Raw genomic sequence first — 17,687 nt, forward strand, 5'->3', positions numbered from 1 at the left:
ATCCGGGACAAAAACCTACAGCAATCAGTTGGCTTGGTCTACACCTTTCCCCGATTGAAGCTCGGCCTCCTGGACCAGGTAATCCTGGCCGGCAAGAGCGCGGGTGGCGGCATCCTGCATGTCAGCGGCGATGATGCCCTGCTTGGCGAACATAACCACTTGGCCCTTAATGCCATAAGGGGTGAATCCCTGGAGCTGAACAATGGGCGGGTTGGCTGGCATGGCCATGTCCCTGGTCGCCTGGGACGCCACCTCTGCAATGGAACGTGAGGACCCGACTATATCGGCATCTCCCCGCAGGGTGAAGGGAACCGTGGTGGCGGCCTCGCCGGCCTCGGTGATTTTCTCAAGCGCCGTGGTGTTGAGGATGGAATTGGGGATCAGCAGCTGGTTGCCGGTCCTGTCGATGACGATGGTATGGCGCCAAGTCACGTCGCGGACAGTTCCAGTGGTGCCCTGGATGGTGATGATGTCGCCAGGTTGAACCACCTTGCTTACCATCAGTCCGAAGCCGCCGACGATATTGGCGATCGTATCCTTCAATCCGAAGGAAAGGGCCAGGCCGCTGACGCCCAGGGCGGCGACCACAGTGGAAGGGTTGATTCCGAATACGGGTTGCAGAACGGTGGCTGCTGCAAATATCCAAATCAGGGCGCGGACGATGTTCACGAAGATGGAAGCACTGGGCAGGTTGGTCCGTTCCAGGGCGCGCCGCATGGCCGCCGTAACGATCTTGGAGATCAACGCGGCGCAGACAGCCACGACGATCAGGAGGATGATCTTTCCGAAATTCTGGCGGAACCAGTAGATGACGGCATCGCTGAAGCTGGAGATGGCCTGTTCGGACCTTCCCATGGGGTTCTTGTTCGGATTGATGCCTGTGCTGGCCAGAGCTGGAATTTCACTGGCAAAATTGACGGTCAGATTCATGATGCCTGGTCCTCTGACTGGTTTCCTGTGCCGCCTGTCAGGGGCTTGTCCATCCACATGTGCGGGCATCCCTCGTCCTGGTCGTGAATGCCCATGTCGCGATACCCCAAGGACTTATAGAAGCCCTCCACCCGTTCCTGGGCATGGAGCGTGAGCCGGTCCGCCCCCTGGTTCCGAGCGGTTTCCTCCGCCTTGCCTACCAAATCGGCACCCAGATGCTGACCTCGGTAGGGCTTCAGAACGGCCAACCGGCCAAGGGTCCATGCCTCGCCCTGGTCTGGAAAGATTCGGCATACTCCGACGGGCTTATCCCCGTCATAGGCCACGATATGGAGACTGGCATCGTCGGTCCGGTCGAACTCGTTGTGGAAGCCCTGTTCCTTTACGAATACGGCCCTACGGATGGCCTTGGCTTCCTCGGAAATGGCCTCGCTCACCTCATATCGCATACTTCCTCCTCACCACGGCTCTCCGCTGCCTCCAATGTACCAAGCCCGATCCTTGGCGGGAGCGGATGTCCGCAACCGGATGACGAATGTAATGAGGCTATCGGCTGTCTGACCCAGACGGTTACATGGATAGGGAATCTGCAAGCGGCACAAACCCGCGGCAGCGACAGTGAAGTGATGCGGGAACGATGGGATGGCCATGGACAAGGACTCGAAACCGACAGGTGCGGCTGGCGGAGCCGGTAAAGGGGATCGGCGCTCGCAGAGGAAGCGGATGCTTGCTGGCGAGCTTTATGACGCTTCGGATCCCGAACTGGACCAGCTGCGAGTCAAGGCCCACGAACTTTGCCGCCTTTTCAACGCGTCTTCTGAGCAGGAACGGGACCTGCGCAGTCGGCTCTTGGACGAGCTGGTGCTCGAACATGGCCAGGACGTCGACTTTATGGGGCCCATCTACTTCGACTATGGATGCTTCACCAAGCTCGGCTCGCGCATCTTCGCCAATTTCAACTTCACTGTTCTGGATACCTGTCCGGTACAGATCGGCGACGATGTGATGATCGGCCCCAACGTCACCCTGGCCACGCCTCTGCATCCTCTGCGGTGGCAGGAGCGGAATCTGAGGCGCCATGAGGATGGCTCCCTTTACGACTACGAATTGGGCGCTCCGATCACCATCGGATCCAACTGCTGGCTGGCATCAAACGTGACTGTGGCCGGGGGAGTGACCATCGGCGATGGGGCGGTCATCGGGGCCGGATCCGTGGTCACCCATGACATTGCGCCTGACTCCTTGGCCGTAGGCGTGCCTTGCCGGGCGATTCGGACCATCACCGAGGCTGATCGGATGGATCTGCCAGGGCAGGGCTGAAGGCCTCCTGCTTTGGAGCAGCATCCATGATGGCCAGCTGCTGGGCTATAGTCTGTGGGTCTCCGCCTGGGCAGACTGCCTGAATGCGCCCGTCCTGGAGGAAGATGACGCGGTGTGCGCGGGCTGCGACGTTTGGGTCGTGGGTCACCATGAGGATGGTCTGGCCGCTTCGGACGGCCAGATCGAAGAGGTCCATAACCTCCCGTGAGCTATGGGTGTCCAAGGCGCCAGTGGGCTCGTCGGCCATGATGATCTCCGGACTGGCGGCAAGAGAGCGGGCGATGGCCACGCGCTGCTGCTGGCCTCCGCTCATGTCGGCCGGATAGGTATTGGCGTACCCCTCCAATCCGACGTTCGACAGGGCAGACAGGGCTGCCTGGACGGGGATCCTCCTGCCGCCGAAGAGGCTGGACAGCATGGTGTTCTGCAGGCAGGTGAAGGCGTTGACCAGGTTGTAGTCCTGGAAGACGAAGCCGATATGGTCGCGCCGGAGTCGGGTCAGCTCCTTCTCTTTCATCCGCGTCAGGTTCTCTCCAGCGATGGCTACTCTGCCCTGCCTGACCCTGAGCAGCCCCGCGGCGCAATAGAGGAGGGTCGATTTGCCAGCGCCTGAAGGACCCATGATGGCCGTCCAGGTCCCCGTCTGACATTCCAGGCTGATTTCGTCCAACACGCTGGTGCCCTGCTTCTGCCGGGTTCCGTAGTCGTAGCAGACCTTGTCCAGAATGAGCGGGGTCTGTGCGTACGGATCCTTGGTTGTCCCTTGCTGCATCCTTGCCTTCCTTTCGGTCGTTGCCTGCCCTGCCTTGGCTTCAATTCAGCTTGAATGAGGAACCCGGCAAGTGGCTCTTTCTCTATAAGACCATGGCGAGAGCACCTGTCAGGGTGTTTTCAGGGTCGAATCGGGGACGATTCAGGGTGGGGTCCGCAGAATTCGCATTCTCTCACGAAGAGTATGTATTGTGAACGCAGAAGGGGGCATTCCTTGCTGGAGGGGAGGGGACTGATGGACGCTCCGTCATCAGCTTGACGGGGATTCAGCGATCTCTTGCTTCCTTGGAACTGCAAGGATGCAACCATCGGTTGACGGCAAATATCGGTGTCTTTGCCGGGTGCAACCTCAAGCTGGTGGCGGTCGGAGCCCTGTGCGTTTCATCATGGTCTCGTTGCTGGTTGAATCGGCAAACTGCCGATCTGGAGAAAAGAACATTATGAGTTTCAGAACCAACATGCAGTACCTGCGTTCGCAGCGCAACATGACCCAGGAGCAGCTGGCCATGCTGGTGGGGGTTTCCCGTCAGGCGGTGTCCAAGTGGGAGTCGGACAAGGCATATCCTGAGATGGACAAGCTCCTGGCCATATGCGACCTGTTCGGCTGCACCCTTGATGACCTGGTCCTGGGCGACGTTCGGCATCCGGGTTCCGGACAGCGTGCGTCCAAGCCTGACCATCAGGGTGTCGCGCAGACGACTTCGACAACCCAAGCGACCATGCCTGTCCAATCGGCTGTGGAAGACGTGACCGGTTACGCCTCTTTCAGCAATGCCTACAGTCTGCGCATGGCTTCCGGCATCGCCCTTATCATGCTGGGACTGGCTTTCAGCGGTCTCTTCGCCGAAGTCAGCCAACCGACCGATGCACACAATGGTCTGGCTTTCCTCACGCTGATGATGGGTATCGTCCTGGGCCTGGCCTGTCTCATGCCGGCGGTTTCCGCCAGGAGGGATTTCCGGCGCAGGCATCCCTATGTGGCGGACTTCTATACTGATGAAGAGCGCTCGCGAGTATACCGTCAGTCTGCCTGGGAGCTGGTCTGCGGCCTGGCTGTCGTGCTCTTGGATATGGGGATCAACTCTGCTGGGTTCCTGGTCTGGGGCTGGCCCGATCAGGTCAGGAGATTCGTCTTCTTCCTCCTGCTGGCTCTGGGGGTCTTTCTGCTGGTCCATGCGGGAACAAGCCACAGAATGATGAATCTCCGGGCCTACAACAGACAGACCGATTCCGTCGACGACGATCACGGGGATGCCTATCGTTATGAGCACCGGATAAGCAATGCCATCAGCGGAACCATCATGGGCCTTTGCACGCTGGTAGCTCTGACCATGCTTTTTTCGGGCAATTATGACAACCTCTTCGGTTGGCGCATTCCATTCTGGGCCATCTGGATCATCGGCGGGGTGTTCTGCGGAGTGCTCCAGTCTCTGATCGGCATCTTCCGCAAGCCTCCTCATGCCTGAGACCACTGATTTGCCTTCCTTCGAGGGATGTAGTAGTCTTAACAAGTTGTGTGTTCAGCCGTAGCCTTGCGTTGCGGACAAGAACACCTGGGACGACTTGGAAAACAACGTAAAGGAAGTCATCATGGCAGCTCGTTGCGCGGTGTGCGGCAAGGGCCCGCAGACCGGTTACAGTGTTTCTCATTCGCATATCCGGAACAAGCGCATCTTCCGCCCCAACCTGCAGTCGGTGCACACCACCGTTGATGGTCAGAATGTGCGGCTACGCGTCTGCGTCAAGTGTCTCAAGGCCGGCAAGGTGCAGCGCATCGCCGCCTGAGTGCGGCTCGTCGGTCGTATTGGGACCCCCGGGGGCATAAGCTCCGGGGGTTCTTGTCATCCTGAGGGATCTTGGTAGGCGCTTGCGGGAGGTGATCGGGTATGTCGGCAGTGGCTCGTGTTGGTCTGCACAGCACTGTGGCCTCGCTGGTGGCCAACAGGCGTCGGGTGAGCGCTCTCAAGGCTCTGGGCGTGGTCACGGTGGGGGATGCGCTGACCTATTATCCTTTCCGCATCACCGATCCCATGCAGGTCACCACTATTGCCGGTATTCGGCTTGGCGCGCCCTGTGCCTTCGCCGCTCGGGTCGATCAGGTGCATTTGGTGCCGCTGAGCGGCCGCCGGGGCTTTCGGCTGGATGTGATGGTGGGCGACGCAGCCTTCGTCGGTAGTCGGGGCGGCACTCCGCTTACGGTCAGGCTGGTCTTCTTCTCTCATAGGAAGCCCTATATGGACTGGATGGTCCGTAGGCTTCAGATAGGGGCGGATCTGGTCGTGGCCGGTGAGCCCGGTGTCTATATGGATCAGCTCCAGTTCACCCATCCAGAGACCCTGGTTGTTGCTGATGCCGATCAGGAGGTTTCTGACCCTTCGCGGTCCGAGTCTGCCAGCCTTGACGAGGCTTTGGAACGCGTCAGTCGGCCGCGACCGGTCTATCATGCCAGCTCCCGCATCTCCTCGGACCATATTCACGATGTCATTCTGGGTTTTCTGCGTATGCTGGCGCATGCCGGTGGTTCAACTGGATCCATTCCTGTGGCCGGTGCCGCCGAAGAGGGGCAGACCAGTGCCGAGGTTCGCATCGATCCAGAAGCCTTGGGCCGGGCTATACCTGATGTGTTGCCCGAGCAGATCCGTGTCGATCAGGGGCTGATGCATCGTGCTCGTGCCCTTTTGGGCATGCATGCGCCCGATAGCTCTGACGACTTTGCCGCCGCACGCAAGACCCTGCGCTACGAGGAGGCCTTCGTCTCGCAGACAGCCCTTCTGCAGACCCGCCGTCAGACTCAGCAGCAGCCCACTTATCCATGCGCGGATTCGGGAGCTGACCGTGCAGAGACTCTGCCTGCTCGTTTCATCGACTCCCTGCCATTCCAGCTGACCGATGGGCAGCGTCAGGTCATCAATGATATCGGCGTCGACATGGCCCAGGATCAGCCAATGCAGCGGCTTCTTCAGGGCGAGGTCGGCTCCGGCAAGACCGTGGTGGCCCTGGCGGCCATGCTCCAAGCGGTCCAGGCCGGCCATCAGGCTGTCTTGGTGGCTCCGACCCAGGTGCTGGCTGAGCAGCACTACGCCTCCATCGGCGCCATGCTCAAGGCCATGGGCACTGATGTGACCGCCACTGCTGTAGAAGGCCGCCATAAGCCTGTGGACAACGTCACCATGATTCGTATGACGGATCAGCTGGTGCTGCCTCTGGTGCTGCTGACCGGAGGCATGAGACTTGCCCAGCGCCGCTCCGCCCTGGCTGTCTCGGCCTCGGGCCGTCCCTGCATAGTCATCGCCACCCATGCGGCCTTCTCCAGGACCTTCCAGGCTCCTAATCTGGCCCTGACCGTCATAGACGAGCAGCATCGTTTCGGGGTTGAGCAGCGCGAGGAGCTGCGCCGCAAATCCGACCGGGTGCCTCATCTACTGATCATGACTGCCACACCCATCCCGCGCACGGCCGCCATGACCTGGTTCGGCGATCTGGACATCTCCGCCCTGACCGAGCTGCCCAGCAACCGCAAACCAGTGCGCACCCACGTCATCGCCGAGTCTGACGGAGCGACCATGGGTGCTATGTTCCTGCACCTGCGTCGACGGATCGAGGCCGGGGAACGAGCCTATGTCATCTGCGCCCGAATCGACGAGGAGGATGACCCTTCGGCTGTCTCGGACCGCCCTGCACAATCCGCCGGATCCGATTCCCAGCCCCAGTTGTTGGCTGATGGTGACCAGGGGGGTGGCCAGCGTCCGCCCCTGCACTCGGTGGCCGAAATGAGCCAGCGTTTGGCCGTCCTGCCGCAGTTTCAGGGCATTGCCATGGCTACGCTGACCGGGCGGGATGACGATGCTGCCAAGAATGCCGTCATGGAGGACTTCGCCTCAGGACGCACGCCCCTGCTGGTGGCTACTACTGTGGTGGAGGTGGGGGTGGATGTGCCCCAAGCCTCCTGCATTGTCATCTTCGATGCCGATCGATTCGGACTCTCCCAGCTGCATCAGCTGCGCGGCAGGGTGGGACGCGGCGGCACTGACTCTTGGGCCTTCCTGATCTCGCGCGCTCCTGCGGATTCTCCGGCTGCCGAGCGGCTTGAGGTCATTCGCGATACCACTGACGGAGCCAAAATCGCCGAGGAGGACATTCGAATCAGGGGAGCTGGCGACGTGCTAGGTGATGCTCAGTCCGGCGGTCATTCCTCTCTGAAGCTTTTGCGGGTGGTGACCGATGCGCCTATGATCGCCTGTGCCCGTGCCCAGGCAGGCCAACTCCTGGAGTCAGACCCCGCTCTGGCCGGGCAGCCGCAGCTGGCTGGCGCCGTTCTGGACTTCATGAGGGGCAACGAGGGTTTCCTGGTCTCCAGCTGAAAGGACAACGGACCATATGCACATCATCGCCGGCCGATTCAAGGGATTCTCCCTTCCCGCTGCCCTCAAGGGCACTCGGCCCACTACCGATCGCACCAAGGAGGCCATTTTCTCCCGCTTGGAGTCCGAAGACCGGCTGTCTGGTGCTCAGGTCCTAGACCTGTTCGCTGGCACCGGGGCCTTGGGATTCGAGGCTCTTTCCCGCGGTGCGCAGAACCTGGTGGCTGTGGAGTCTTCTGGTCGTGTCGCCGGACTGCTGTCACGCTCAGCCGCTGGGTTGCGTCATCATCCGGCATGGGATTCAGACATGGATATTCGCGTCAGCAGGAGTCGTGCTGAGCGCTTTGCTCGTCCTCTCTCTTCCGGTCATGAGGATGCCGGTCTGTCCGAGGCTTGCTTCGACCTGGTTTTCATGGACCCGCCTTATGATCTGTCGACAGAGGACTGCCAAAGCATTATGACTGACCTGACTGCCCGAGAAATGGTGGACGATGGAGGCATGATCATTCTGGAGCGATCGACACGCACCCAGCCGCCCACGGCTCCTGAAGGATGGGCCATTGATCATGCTCGCACCTACGGGGAAACGGCAGTCTACTATATAACGGCCCGCTGATAGCCCCGCAATGTGATGGTTGATTCATTTAACAGCGGATCAGTTTGATGGCTGATCCTGAGATCTCGGATGAGTTTGCCGTGTATCCCAGCCCAAGTCCTCCAGGATGCGGCGGTCATGCTTATCGAGGGTGGAGCAGTCCAAACGAGCGATCAGGTCTGGACGGATCCGACTGGTTCGCCTGATGGCCTCGTCGCGCCGGAACCTGTCCACTCTTCCATGGTCGCCGCTGGTCAGTATCTCGGGCACGGAAATGCCTCTCCAGATCGTGGGTCGCGTGTACTGGCGATATTCCAGCAGTGGTTCGTCCCCGGTGTAGGACTCCTGCACGATGGATTCAGGATTGCCCATGAAGCCGGGCAGAAGTCGGGTGATCGCCTCCAGCATGACCGAGACAGCCACCTCGCCTCCATTGAGCACGTAGTCGCCAATGGAGTACTCTCTGACGTCAATTCCCCTGCTTCGGTAGTAGTCGGGGATGCGAGCGTCGTAGCCCTCGTAGCGGCCGCAGCCGAATATCAGCCTCTTCGTCCGTGACAGCCTGGTTGCATCGGCCTGGGTGAACAGAGGAGCGGATGGGTTGGGGAAGATCAGAACTGGTCCGACGGGATCAGCCTGATGGCTGTCAATAGATGAATCTGCCTTGGATGCTGTGCCACAGCTTCTGCCGCTGGGACTCTTCGCTGCTTCTTGTTGTCCTTTACCATCGGCGGTATCGGCTGTCTGGTCTATAGGCGGATGTTGTACAGCTGATTCGTCTGGCAATCCCAACAGATCGTCCAGGCATTGTCCCCAGATTTCGGGTTTCATCACCATGCCTGCTCCGCCTCCTACCGGCGTATCGTCCACGGAGTGGTGCACGTCATGGGTCCAGTCGCGCAGGTTGTGGGCGTGGATGGTCACCAAGCCCTTTTCCTGGGCCTTGCCCAGGAGGCTGAGTCCAGTCACGTCAAAATACTCAGGGAAGACAGAGACGATATCGATTTGCATGTCATCAACTCTACCCAAGCCTGGTTCGGGCCGGGCTCGGACGCGGATTGGTGCCTATGGGTGTTACACTAGCTGAGTCTTCAAGTCGCAGATGAAAAACGGCACGTTATGGCACTCGGCCATCGAACCGGTATCGGCTTGAGAGATGTCATCAACGCAGCCAGAGAGCTATAACCGTTGCGCAAACAGCAATGAGAGCGGCATCGGATGATGCCATGCCGTACGGATCCGTGGTGATGGCTATGTGAACAGTCTGATGCGTTAGGAGCGGACGGTCCATGGTCGACCATGTTGATAAAAGAACAAAACTGCTGATTACCGGCACTGCCGGGCTCGCCTTCTGCGGGGTGCTTTTGGAGACCTCGCTCAACGTCACTTTTCCGGAGATGACCCAGTACTTCAAAACCGGGCTGGGCACAGTCCAATGGCTGACCACCGGCTATCTGCTGGTGGTGGCACTGACGGTCCTGGCCGCTGCCTGGCTGGAACATTCATTCACGACCCGCGCATTGATTCTGGTCAGCGTCGGGATATTTCTGGGCAGCGACCTGATGTGCATCCTCGCCCCATGCTTTCCTGTCCTTATGGCGGGACGCCTCCTGCAGGGCATCAGCACTGGCATCGCTCTTCCCTTGGTGTTCTCTCTGATCATGAAAAAGGTTCCTCTTCACATCCAGGGTCGATACGTGGGCAGCGCTGGCATGGCGGTGGCTCTGGCGCCCTCCCTGGGCCCGACCTTTGGCGGAGCTGTTATCCAGGCCTTGTCCTGGCGAGCCATCTTCCTGATCGTGCTGCCCATTGAGCTGGTCTTCGGGGTCATAGCGCTCATCTCAGTTGATAAGGAGAGCGCCCACGTCGGCCCATTCGCCTGGATTCAGTTTCTTCTTCTGGGTGTTTTTCTTACAGGACTGACCCTGGGGCTGAGCACCCTGGATGTTCATGGTCCTATTACCTGGCTGTCCCTGTTCATCAGTGTCCTGGCCCTAGCTGCGGGGATTTGGGCTCTTACCCGCCAGCACGCCAGGCTGATCAACATCGCCGTCTTCCGGAACCGTATCTTTACCCTTGCCCTGATCCTCTACTTCCTGGTCCAGTTCGTTCAGATCGGCCTGACGTTCATCCTGCCCAACATGGCCCAGTCCGTCCTGGGAGAGACCTCTACCGTCGCTGGCCTGCTTCTGCTGCCGGGGAGCCTGCTCTCCGCGCTCTGCCAGCCTGTCACGGGCGGCTATCTTGATGGCCACGGCCTGCGTGGACTGCTCGCAGCGGGAAGCATCGCCTTCTTCCTTTCAGCCTTGGGCTTCCTGGTCCTCAGCCGGCATTTGTCCGTCGCGCTGATGGTTCTTCTCTACGCCTGCTACATGGTCGGTCAGGCTTGCGTCTTCAACAACCTGCTTACGGTCGGACTGCAGCATATCCCAGCCGAACTTGTGCCTGACGGCAACGCGCTCTTCAACACCCTTCAGCAGTATTCAGGCGCTGCCTCGACCGGCGTCTTGGCTGCCATCATCACTGGCATGCCCAAGGCCAGAGGGATCCATGCCGGAGCTCAGGCCTTCCAGTTCGGAGCCGTCTGGGCCTTCGTCTTCGTTTTTCTCATCGTCCTGGGCATCCTCCTGGTGGCATGGTTCATGGAGCGCAGCCTGGCCCGTCAGGATAGAGATGGGGTTCAGGTTGCATGACTTCTGATTCGCTCTAGGAAGTCTGGTGTTAGTGCAGGAGCGAAATGCCGATCCAGACGGCCCAGCCTATCGCAAGGACCAGGTAGGGCCACCAGTGCATGCGGGTGATGGCCACGAACTCCCGGATGAAGGCGGTCGGCCAGTAGTAGCCCTTGGTGTGCGAACCGATTCCGTCGGCATTCAGTCCCACCTTGCTGGCGTATTCGCTGGCTCGGAAGACATGGTAGTCGCTGGTGACCAGGGCCACCCGGTAATGCTCGGGTCCGGTTCCCGTCTCGTATCGGGCATCCAGTATCTGCTTGGAGAAGCGCAGGTTCTCCAGAGTTGTGGTCGACCTGTCCTCCATGATGATGGCCTCGGCTGGCACTCCGCAGGAGTTGCGCAAATACTGAGCCATGGCCCTTGCCTCGCTGGTGACCTCGTCGGGGCCTTGCCCGCCGGAGACTACGAAGCGTCCCAGCCGCCCCTGCCGATTCCAGAGATTTACAGCCTTATCCAGTCGTCCCTGGAGCAGCGGCGTAGGCTCTTCGCCGCGCAGACCGGCCCCGTGGATGATGATGTAGTCGTAGCGGCGCTTGCGGGGCAGCAGTCTGTAGAAGTTGGAATAGAGCAGCAGGGCCAGGAAGGAGAAGAAGAACCAGGTGGCTTCCAGGTCGACCAGCCCGGCCAGCTTCTGCAGCCAAGAGGGGGCGCCAAGTCCATCCAGTATTGGCGAAAGAATCATGTAGGCAACCACGGCCAGCGCCAGCAGTCCGGGCAGCAGAGTGGTCAGGGAGGCCCCCTCGTGTCGGATGACGATGACCGTATTGGCCAGGAGGAAACAGATCACCAGCAGGGGAGCGGCGATGAGCAGGATGACCAGGGGAAGGATCAGCCAGCGCATCCCGAACTGCAGAAGAAGCGCTCCGCCGAGGGTCAGCAGCAGCAGCAGAAACCAGATGGCATTGCGGAACTGCCGAGGCTCCTTGTGCAGGTCCCAGAAGAAGAGCAGACCGAAGATGATGGCGGGTGCATAGAGCAGAAGAAGCTGCAGGTGGTTGGACATGCGCCAATTGCCCCTTTCACGAGAATGACCGCACAGGGTCTGCCTCCACTGTAGCGAATCGGCCAGCAACCTCCCATCCTTGACATGCCGCGGGCTCTATGACCGCCGTGGTAACATACATGTGGTAGATTTCATATGTTCCAAAGCTGAGGATAGGCGATTCCCGGCGGTGCGAATTCCAGGTCGATACCGTGTAATGACGGGTCCTTTCAGGATTGCGCATCGGCGTCTGCGTGGGAGTGGACAGTCGCCAGACAACGATGCGTTTGAGGAATCAGGGGTTCAAGCAATCTTCAGCTCCTCCGCGATCCGGAGATGGTTCGTACCTGGCGTACAAGGTTGTAGAGAGGCGTGGCAATGAAAGTAGTGATATTCTCCACCTGCGTGGTGGACCTCATGTTTCCGAACGTGGGGAAGGCCATGGTGGAGGTGCTGGAGCGGTTCGGCTGTGACACCTATCTTCCCAAAAAGCAGATCTGCTGTGCCCAGCCGACTTTCAACAGCGGGTATGTCAAGGAGAGCATGCATGTCATGCGCAACGAGGTCGATGCCCTGCTGAGCGTGGATGCCGACTACATCGTGGGTCCGGCGGGCTCCTGCGTGAATATGCTCAAGGAGTTGCCCTTCCACCTCAAGAGCGACCCCGCTTATGCGGCCAAAGCTCAGACCATGGCTGACAAGACCTATGAGTTCTCGCAATTCCTTTACCGGGTGCTGGGCGTGCTGGATGCGGGCGCCGAACTGGACGCTGTGGCCACCTACCATCGCTCCTGCCACATGACCCGGCTGCTGGGGGAGCGGACCAGCCCCTTCGTTCTGCTGGACCATGTCAAGGGCCTGACCATGGTCCCCCTGCCTCATATCGAAAACTGCTGCGGGTTCGGCGGCATGTTCTCCATGAAGGAGCCTGAGATCTCCAAGCAGATGGTGGATGAGAAGGTGAACGACGTGCTCAGCACCAATGCCAGCGTTCTCATCTCCTGCGATCCGGGCTGTCTGATGAACATCGGCGGCCGCTTCAACCGGCGCGGCGAGAAGATCACCATCATGCACCTGGCTGAAGTGCTCAATCACAAGGTGGATATGAGTCGCGTCAAGTATGTGGACGGCCGCTCTGCAGGCGATGATGCCGTGGGCTCCGTCAGGGCTGCCAAGGAAGAGGGGGCTCTGGTATGAGCAGCATGGTCAACGGCAAGAAGGCTGCGCAGTATCTGCGGACCAGCAAGGCTCCTTTCCTGACCAGGGTCAAAGAGTCCGAGCAGGACAAATTCGCCCAACAGGCCGTGGCCAAGGCCCAGGATGCCCAGTGGGTCAAGCGGGAGGCCGCCCGCCAGGAACTGGGCAACTGGGAACAGTGGCGCGACCTGGGCGAGCAGATCCGACAGCATGTCATCCGTTACCTGCCTGACTACCTGGAGGAGTTCGCCGACAACGTGGAGAAGCGCGGCGGCCATGTTTTCTTCGCTCAGACCGACGATGAAGCCGCTCAGTACATCAAGCAGATCGCCATCGAAAAGAAGGCCAAGCACGTCGTCAAGAGCAAGTCCATGGTGACCAGCGAGATCAACCTGGATCCCACGCTGATGACTGTGCCCGGCCTGGAGGTGCTGGAGACCGACCTGGCCGAGTTCATCCTGGAGGAGGACGACTGGGATCAGCCCACGCATCTGGTCTTCCCTGCCCTGCACAAGAACCGCGAGCAGGTGCGTCGGATTTTCGAGAAGAAGCTGGGCTACAAGGGCGACAACGACCCTCAGCACATGGCGCGGTTCTCGCGCAAGGTTCTGCGCAAGCACTTCCTCGAGGCTGACATGGGTATCACCGGCTGCAACTTCGCCGTAGCCGACACGGGCATGATCAACCTGGTGACCAACGAGGGCAACGCCGATCTGGCCATGTGCATCCCCAAGACACAGGTGGTGGTCATGGGCATGGAGCGTCTGGTGCCGACCATGAAGGAGGCCGAGACCATGGACAACATGCTGGCCCGGTCAGCTGTCGGCCAGAAGCTGACCTCCTACCTGACCTACACTGCGCCGCGCACCGGCCAGGAGTCGGACGGACCGGACGATGTCTATGTGGTCATTCTGGACAATGGGCGCTCAAACGCTCTGGGAACGGTCTTCGAGCCCATACTCCAGTGCATTCGCTGCGCTTCCTGCCTGAACGTCTGCCCCATTTACCGGCACATCGGCGGTCATGGCTATGGATCCATCTATCCGGGACCTGTGGGCTCGGTGCTTTCGCCGGTGCTGGATGGAGGCTACGACGACTTCGGAGACCTGCCATACGCCTGCAGCCTGTGCGCAGCATGTACGGCCACTTGTCCAGTCAAGATCCCTCTGCATCAGCTCATGATCGAGCACAGGAGGATCATGATGGATGACCAGTCCGAGGCCAATCTGATCGACGATACGGTCATGAGGGTCATGGGCCTGGGAACCGGCCACTCCTCGCTCTTCCGCACGGCTCTTGGTCTGGATCACACCATGCTGACGCCCATATCCAAGAAGCAGCCGGAGACGGCCAAGAACCTTTTTGCCAGTGATCGGCATGTGGAATGGATGCCCTTCGTCTTCGGCGGTTGGACCAAGGTTCGTGATCTGCCTGATCCGCCTAAGCACGGGCAGAACTTCCGCAGTTGGTTCGCTCATCATAAGAAGGAGCAGCAGGCATGACCGATCGTGAGGTATTCCTGGACTATCTGGCCAAGAAGAGCGGCAGACCCCGTCATCAGCTCAAGGATCATCCTCTGGTGCCGGTCAACGACCTGCCGGAGACTACCCTGTCAGGCCACACGCAGGATGAGCTGCTGGAGATCGCTCGGAAGAGCAGCGAGGCCGTCCATGTGGACTTCCGTACTTGCACCAAGGCTGGCCTGCCCGCCGCCTTGGATGAGTTCATCGATTCGCGAAAGGATGACAGCGACCATGTGATGCTGCCCACCTCCGACCTCTTTGCAGATTTCGGTCTGGAGGAGTGGAGAGATGGACTGAACCCGCCGGCCACTTTCTGGAAGCCGGGAGCCAGCCGCGAGGAGAACATCAAGACAGCCGACCAGTCCGGGACGGCCATCGCATTTGCGGACTTCCTGTTGGCTGAGTCGGGCACCATCGCTGTAGCCACAACTCCAGGTCAGGGTCGAGCCTTTCACTTCCTGCCGGTGCACTATCTGAGCATCATCCGCAAGTCCAAGATTCTGCCCCGAACCCGGCAGGCCATGGACTACTACGATCCAGCCTTGGTCTCGGGCGAGCTCAAGACCTCCAACATCAACTTCATCACGGGCCCCTCCAACACGGGCGACATCGAGATGGTGATCGTGGTGGGTGTGCATGGCCCTCTGGATATGACATATCTGGTGGTTGAAGACATGTAGCTTTGCTGCATCCCCTGCTTAGGCAGGCGCATTTCCCGTAAGTGGGGAGTCAGCGGATCAAAAAAGGACGCTGGCTCCCCACTTACGGTTTTGCCTCATGGCTTTGCTGAAAGGCGCGTTCAGCCCAGGCCGGGCAAAAGTCCTCCGGGTGGATCAATGGCCACGTACCCGTTTTCAATGTCAACCTGAGGCACCAGGGCTTCGACGAAGGGTATCAGTCCCTCCACACCATCGTCGCTTTCTTCGGTGGTCATGCGGATCTGCAGCTGCTGCTGGGCTGCACCGTCCAGTACGTCGTTGACTTGACCGACCACTCGTCCGGCAGACTCACCCAGTGAGTTGCCCGGAGCCATGCGGACCTCGAGCCCGATCAGGTCTTCGGGGTACCAGGCATCCTCCTGCGCCAGCTCCTCGGCTGGATCAGCCTGGACATACAGTTCAACGCCGTTCAGTGCTTCGGCGGCGTTTCTGTCAGTTACTCCTTGGAAGAGGACGATCCAACGCTGTTTGAAGCGACGGGAGGAGACCACTGTGAAAACCTGTCCGTCATTGGTCTGCAACTGAGATCCGGATGCGAAGCGTCGCTCGGGCTCGTCAGTGTAGGCATATACGTTGACCTCGCCCTTGAGTCCCTGAGCGCGGCCGATACGGCAGACCCTCAGCAGTCTTCGCTGCTGAGGGTCTTGACCCTGCGGGTCGTGATTGATGGACCGGCTGGGGCTCACCGGCGTACGTCCATGATGTCGACGCGAACCTTGTGGTCGGCCAGGGCTTGGATTACGGTGCGGATGGCGTTGGCGGTCCTGCCGCCCCTGCCGATCACACGGCCAATATCCTCGGGATTGACCCGTACCCGCAACAGCTCTCCGCGAGAGTTTTCGTGGGACTTGACCGACACGTCATCGGGGAAGTCCACGATGTTCCTGATCAGGTGCTCAACGGCCTGTGCAAGCATGATAGCCGGTCCTTCCAATCCTCAGTAAATGTGCCTTACTCAGCTGCCTGCTCGGCCTGGGCGGCATCTGCAGACTCATCGGCCTTGGGGGCTTCCTTCTCCGCCTCGGCCTTAGCCTTGGCCTCAGCCTCGGACTTAGCGGCCTTGAGCTTCTGGGCTTCGTTCTGTGCCTGCTCGATGCGGGCTTGGGCATCCGCCTCGGCCTGTGGCACCTTAAGAGTGCCTTCCTTGCCGGGCAGATCCTTGAACTTCTGCCAGTCGCCGGTAATCTTCAGAAGGTTGAAGACGGGGTCGCTGGGCTGAGCGCCTACACCCAGCCAGTACTGGGCGCGCTCGGAGTCGATCTTGATTGAAGAGGGCTGGGTGTTGGGATCGTAGGTGCCGATCTCCTCAATAACCTTGCCATCGCGCTTCTTGCGGGAATCAACCACGACCACGCGGTAGAAGGGGTAGAACTTCTTGCCCATTCTCTTCAGACGAATTCTGGTTGCCAAAACGGCTCTCCTTGGTACTTGGTGTGCCCGGCGGCGTCTCCATGTGGGGCATGGCGGCGCTCCTGGCGTGTTCCTCACGGCCGTCGGAATGAGAGGGCTCCTCCGGACATGAATAACAGCAAAAGTATACCTCACCTAGGCGATAAGCCAGTTGATGAGCCTGTTTTGTATTCAGAGCCGACCAGGCAGGACCAGTTGGGCTATCAGTGCCCGGTGGTCGCTGCCGCTGATCCGAAGAGCATGCATGGATTGTGCGGTCAGGTCATCGTCCATCAGGATATGGTCGATTTCAATCAATGGTGGCAGCAATCGTCCCGAGGGAAAGGTTGGATGGCTGCCAGCCTTCAGGGACAGGGAGGCATCGCGCAGTCCCGACTGCGCCAGCATGGCCCGGAAGGTCGGGTGTTGCAGGGTGGCGTTGCAGTCGCCCATGACGATGGTGGGGGTGGGCGGCTGGGCCAGTTTGGCCAAGGCGGCGATGCCCATGCCCCACTGTCTGGCGCCGCGTTGAGGTGATTTGGGGTGAACGCTGGCCACTCGGACCGGTCCGCAGCTGGTCTTCAGCTCGACCAGAGGCACGGCCGCCGCTGGCAGGTCCAGGGCTGAGGGATAAGCAATCGCGGGCCGGGCCGCCGAGAGGATGACATTGCGTCCGCCGTTGTCATCGGGGCCGGCGGTTCCCTGCGTCAGGTAGGGCAGGAGCTGATGTATGCCTGCGGTCTGAAGCGATTCCAGCAGATTTCCCTTCACCTCCTGCAGGGCCAGCACTTCCACTCCATAGGAGCGCACGCAACGTACGACCTCTTCAGGATCGGCTCGGCCGAAGCGGCAGTTCAGAGTCATGACGCTCAGCCCATGATCGGAGGACGACTGGCCGGTCCGGTCTGTTTGAGGCAGCCGGTAGCGCAGGCGGTGGCAGCTGACCAGAGTAAGCTCTACAAGCGCCAGCAGGCATTGAAGCCAGGCATTCATAAGAACCGTCAATATCAATATGGCCAATAGGGGAACGGCCAATAGATCGATCAGAGCGATCAGCTCAACCAATGGGCGATGCCAATCAGTCCCAGCCGGCAGGAAGCGCAGGGCCATCCACAAGGCGATGAGCCCCAAGAGAATCCAGAGAAGGGTGTTCACGTGCCATTGT

The 17,687-nt window shown here is 60.0% G+C and carries 17 protein-coding genes and 1 pseudogene; 9 read left to right on the forward strand and 9 right to left on the reverse strand.

Annotated elements, in window-relative coordinates; all coding sequences use genetic code 11:
- Nucleotides 1-24 precede the first annotated feature (24 nt).
- Together ACUIAD_RS04015 and ACUIAD_RS04020 are read right to left on the reverse strand one after the other, a co-directional pair.
- On the reverse strand, nt 25-930 hold the full coding sequence (locus ACUIAD_RS04015) for a mechanosensitive ion channel family protein (protein WP_445343754.1): 906 nt from the start codon (nt 928-930) through the stop codon (nt 25-27).
- Complete coding sequence (locus tag ACUIAD_RS04020) at nt 927-1,379, reverse strand: GNAT family N-acetyltransferase (RefSeq protein ID WP_445343755.1); 453 nt, start codon at nt 1,377-1,379, stop codon at nt 927-929. Before ACUIAD_RS04020 ends, ACUIAD_RS04015 begins: the two co-directional genes overlap by 4 nt.
- 199 nt (nt 1,380-1,578) lie before the next feature.
- Between ACUIAD_RS04020 and ACUIAD_RS04025 the strand changes: the two genes are divergently transcribed.
- Nucleotides 1,579-2,250, forward strand: coding sequence for a sugar O-acetyltransferase (locus ACUIAD_RS04025; RefSeq protein ID WP_258333102.1), 672 nt, complete (start codon nt 1,579-1,581; stop codon nt 2,248-2,250).
- On the opposite strand, the gene ACUIAD_RS04030 is transcribed toward ACUIAD_RS04025, so the two are convergent.
- Complete coding sequence (locus ACUIAD_RS04030; RefSeq protein ID WP_445343756.1) at nt 2,210-3,022, reverse strand: ABC transporter ATP-binding protein; 813 nt, start codon at nt 3,020-3,022, stop codon at nt 2,210-2,212. The two genes, ACUIAD_RS04025 and ACUIAD_RS04030, sit on opposite strands and share 41 nt — an antisense overlap.
- A gap of 439 nt (nt 3,023-3,461) precedes the next feature.
- On the opposite strand from ACUIAD_RS04030, the gene ACUIAD_RS04035 reads away from it, so the two are divergent.
- The 4 genes and pseudogenes from ACUIAD_RS04035 to rsmD all read left to right on the forward strand — a co-directional run.
- Complete coding sequence (locus tag ACUIAD_RS04035) at nt 3,462-4,487, forward strand: helix-turn-helix transcriptional regulator (protein WP_445343757.1); 1,026 nt, start codon at nt 3,462-3,464, stop codon at nt 4,485-4,487.
- Nucleotides 4,488-4,611: 124 nt separating this feature from the next.
- Nucleotides 4,612-4,806 (forward strand): 50S ribosomal protein L28, encoded by a 195-nt coding sequence (gene rpmB, locus ACUIAD_RS04040; protein ID WP_015021347.1) that lies wholly within the window; start codon nt 4,612-4,614, stop codon nt 4,804-4,806.
- 101 nt (nt 4,807-4,907) lie between these two features.
- A complete protein-coding gene (locus ACUIAD_RS04045) occupies nt 4,908-7,382 on the forward strand; it encodes an ATP-dependent DNA helicase RecG (RefSeq protein WP_445343758.1) in 2,475 nt (824 codons plus the stop codon).
- A gap of 10 nt (nt 7,383-7,392) precedes the next feature.
- Nucleotides 7,393-7,998 (forward strand): annotated as a pseudogene (gene rsmD, locus ACUIAD_RS04050) (16S rRNA (guanine(966)-N(2))-methyltransferase RsmD); the annotation flags it as partial.
- A gap of 39 nt (nt 7,999-8,037) precedes the next feature.
- Here the strand turns inward: rsmD and trmD are convergent.
- The gene (trmD, locus tag ACUIAD_RS04055; protein ID WP_110451658.1) at nt 8,038-8,988 is read right to left on the reverse strand and encodes a tRNA (guanosine(37)-N1)-methyltransferase TrmD; all 951 of its coding nucleotides are present in this window, start codon (nt 8,986-8,988) and stop codon (nt 8,038-8,040) included.
- Between the two features lie 278 nt (nt 8,989-9,266).
- On the opposite strand from trmD, the gene ACUIAD_RS04060 reads away from it, so the two are divergent.
- Nucleotides 9,267-10,670 carry an MFS transporter gene (locus ACUIAD_RS04060; RefSeq protein ID WP_110451659.1) on the forward strand — a complete coding sequence of 468 codons (1,404 nt, stop codon included), beginning with the start codon at nt 9,267-9,269 and terminating at the stop codon, nt 10,668-10,670.
- 28 nt (nt 10,671-10,698) lie between these two features.
- Here ACUIAD_RS04060 and ACUIAD_RS04065 read toward each other — a convergent pair whose 3' ends face one another.
- On the reverse strand, nt 10,699-11,715 hold the full coding sequence (locus ACUIAD_RS04065; RefSeq protein WP_445343759.1) for a YdcF family protein: 1,017 nt from the start codon (nt 11,713-11,715) through the stop codon (nt 10,699-10,701).
- A 357-nt stretch (nt 11,716-12,072) separates the two neighbouring features.
- Here ACUIAD_RS04065 and ACUIAD_RS04070 point away from each other — a divergent pair, with 357 nt between their 5' ends.
- From ACUIAD_RS04070 to ACUIAD_RS04080, 3 genes are read left to right on the forward strand one after another with little or no spacing between them, the layout of a single operon-like run.
- On the forward strand, nt 12,073-12,891 hold the full coding sequence (locus ACUIAD_RS04070) for a (Fe-S)-binding protein (RefSeq protein ID WP_445343760.1): 819 nt from the start codon (nt 12,073-12,075) through the stop codon (nt 12,889-12,891).
- Nucleotides 12,888-14,393, forward strand: coding sequence for a LutB/LldF family L-lactate oxidation iron-sulfur protein (locus ACUIAD_RS04075; protein WP_110451661.1), 1,506 nt, complete (start codon nt 12,888-12,890; stop codon nt 14,391-14,393). Before ACUIAD_RS04070 ends, ACUIAD_RS04075 begins: the two co-directional genes overlap by 4 nt.
- Nucleotides 14,390-15,094 carry a LutC/YkgG family protein gene (locus ACUIAD_RS04080; protein WP_445343761.1) on the forward strand — a complete coding sequence of 235 codons (705 nt, stop codon included), beginning with the start codon at nt 14,390-14,392 and terminating at the stop codon, nt 15,092-15,094. The genes ACUIAD_RS04075 and ACUIAD_RS04080 overlap by 4 nt, the downstream gene beginning before the upstream one ends.
- 119 nt (nt 15,095-15,213) lie before the next feature.
- On the opposite strand, the gene rimM is transcribed toward ACUIAD_RS04080, so the two are convergent.
- From rimM to ACUIAD_RS04100, 4 genes are all read right to left on the reverse strand, one after another.
- Entirely contained in the window at nt 15,214-15,801 is a 588-nt protein-coding gene (rimM, locus tag ACUIAD_RS04085; RefSeq protein ID WP_445343796.1) for a ribosome maturation factor RimM, read from the reverse strand.
- Between the two features lie 14 nt (nt 15,802-15,815).
- Nucleotides 15,816-16,049 carry an RNA-binding protein gene (locus tag ACUIAD_RS04090; RefSeq protein WP_015021362.1) on the reverse strand — a complete coding sequence of 78 codons (234 nt, stop codon included), beginning with the start codon at nt 16,047-16,049 and terminating at the stop codon, nt 15,816-15,818.
- 35 nt (nt 16,050-16,084) lie between these two features.
- Nucleotides 16,085-16,543 (reverse strand): 30S ribosomal protein S16, encoded by a 459-nt coding sequence (gene rpsP, locus ACUIAD_RS04095; protein ID WP_110451664.1) that lies wholly within the window; start codon nt 16,541-16,543, stop codon nt 16,085-16,087.
- A 171-nt stretch (nt 16,544-16,714) separates the two neighbouring features.
- Nucleotides 16,715-17,677, reverse strand: a complete 963-nt coding sequence (locus ACUIAD_RS04100) for an endonuclease/exonuclease/phosphatase family protein (RefSeq protein ID WP_445343762.1) — start codon at nt 17,675-17,677, stop codon at nt 16,715-16,717.
- Between the last annotated feature and the right edge of the window lie 10 nt (nt 17,678-17,687).

Source organism: Bifidobacterium sp. ESL0819, assembly GCF_052606245.1.

What these genes read in the sequence shown, in the direction of transcription:
- ACUIAD_RS04090 (WP_015021362.1), bottom strand. Translation starts at nt 16,049, where the DNA reads ATGCTTGCACAGGCCGTTGAGCACCTGATCAGGAACATCGTGGACTTC.
- ACUIAD_RS04045 (WP_445343758.1), top strand. Translation starts at nt 4,908, where the DNA reads ATGTCGGCAGTGGCTCGTGTTGGTCTGCACAGCACTGTGGCCTCGCTG.
- ACUIAD_RS04075 (WP_110451661.1), top strand. Translation starts at nt 12,888, where the DNA reads ATGAGCAGCATGGTCAACGGCAAGAAGGCTGCGCAGTATCTGCGGACC.
- ACUIAD_RS04025 (WP_258333102.1), top strand. Translation starts at nt 1,579, where the DNA reads ATGGACAAGGACTCGAAACCGACAGGTGCGGCTGGCGGAGCCGGTAAA.
- ACUIAD_RS04020 (WP_445343755.1), bottom strand. Translation starts at nt 1,379, where the DNA reads ATGCGATATGAGGTGAGCGAGGCCATTTCCGAGGAAGCCAAGGCCATC.
- ACUIAD_RS04065 (WP_445343759.1), bottom strand. Translation starts at nt 11,715, where the DNA reads ATGTCCAACCACCTGCAGCTTCTTCTGCTCTATGCACCCGCCATCATC.
- rpmB (WP_015021347.1), top strand. Translation starts at nt 4,612, where the DNA reads ATGGCAGCTCGTTGCGCGGTGTGCGGCAAGGGCCCGCAGACCGGTTAC.
- ACUIAD_RS04030 (WP_445343756.1), bottom strand. Translation starts at nt 3,022, where the DNA reads ATGCAGCAAGGGACAACCAAGGATCCGTACGCACAGACCCCGCTCATT.
- ACUIAD_RS04035 (WP_445343757.1), top strand. Translation starts at nt 3,462, where the DNA reads ATGAGTTTCAGAACCAACATGCAGTACCTGCGTTCGCAGCGCAACATG.
- ACUIAD_RS04080 (WP_445343761.1), top strand. Translation starts at nt 14,390, where the DNA reads ATGACCGATCGTGAGGTATTCCTGGACTATCTGGCCAAGAAGAGCGGC.
- ACUIAD_RS04060 (WP_110451659.1), top strand. Translation starts at nt 9,267, where the DNA reads ATGGTCGACCATGTTGATAAAAGAACAAAACTGCTGATTACCGGCACT.
- trmD (WP_110451658.1), bottom strand. Translation starts at nt 8,988, where the DNA reads ATGCAAATCGATATCGTCTCTGTCTTCCCTGAGTATTTTGACGTGACT.
- ACUIAD_RS04015 (WP_445343754.1), bottom strand. Translation starts at nt 930, where the DNA reads ATGAATCTGACCGTCAATTTTGCCAGTGAAATTCCAGCTCTGGCCAGC.
- ACUIAD_RS04070 (WP_445343760.1), top strand. Translation starts at nt 12,073, where the DNA reads ATGAAAGTAGTGATATTCTCCACCTGCGTGGTGGACCTCATGTTTCCG.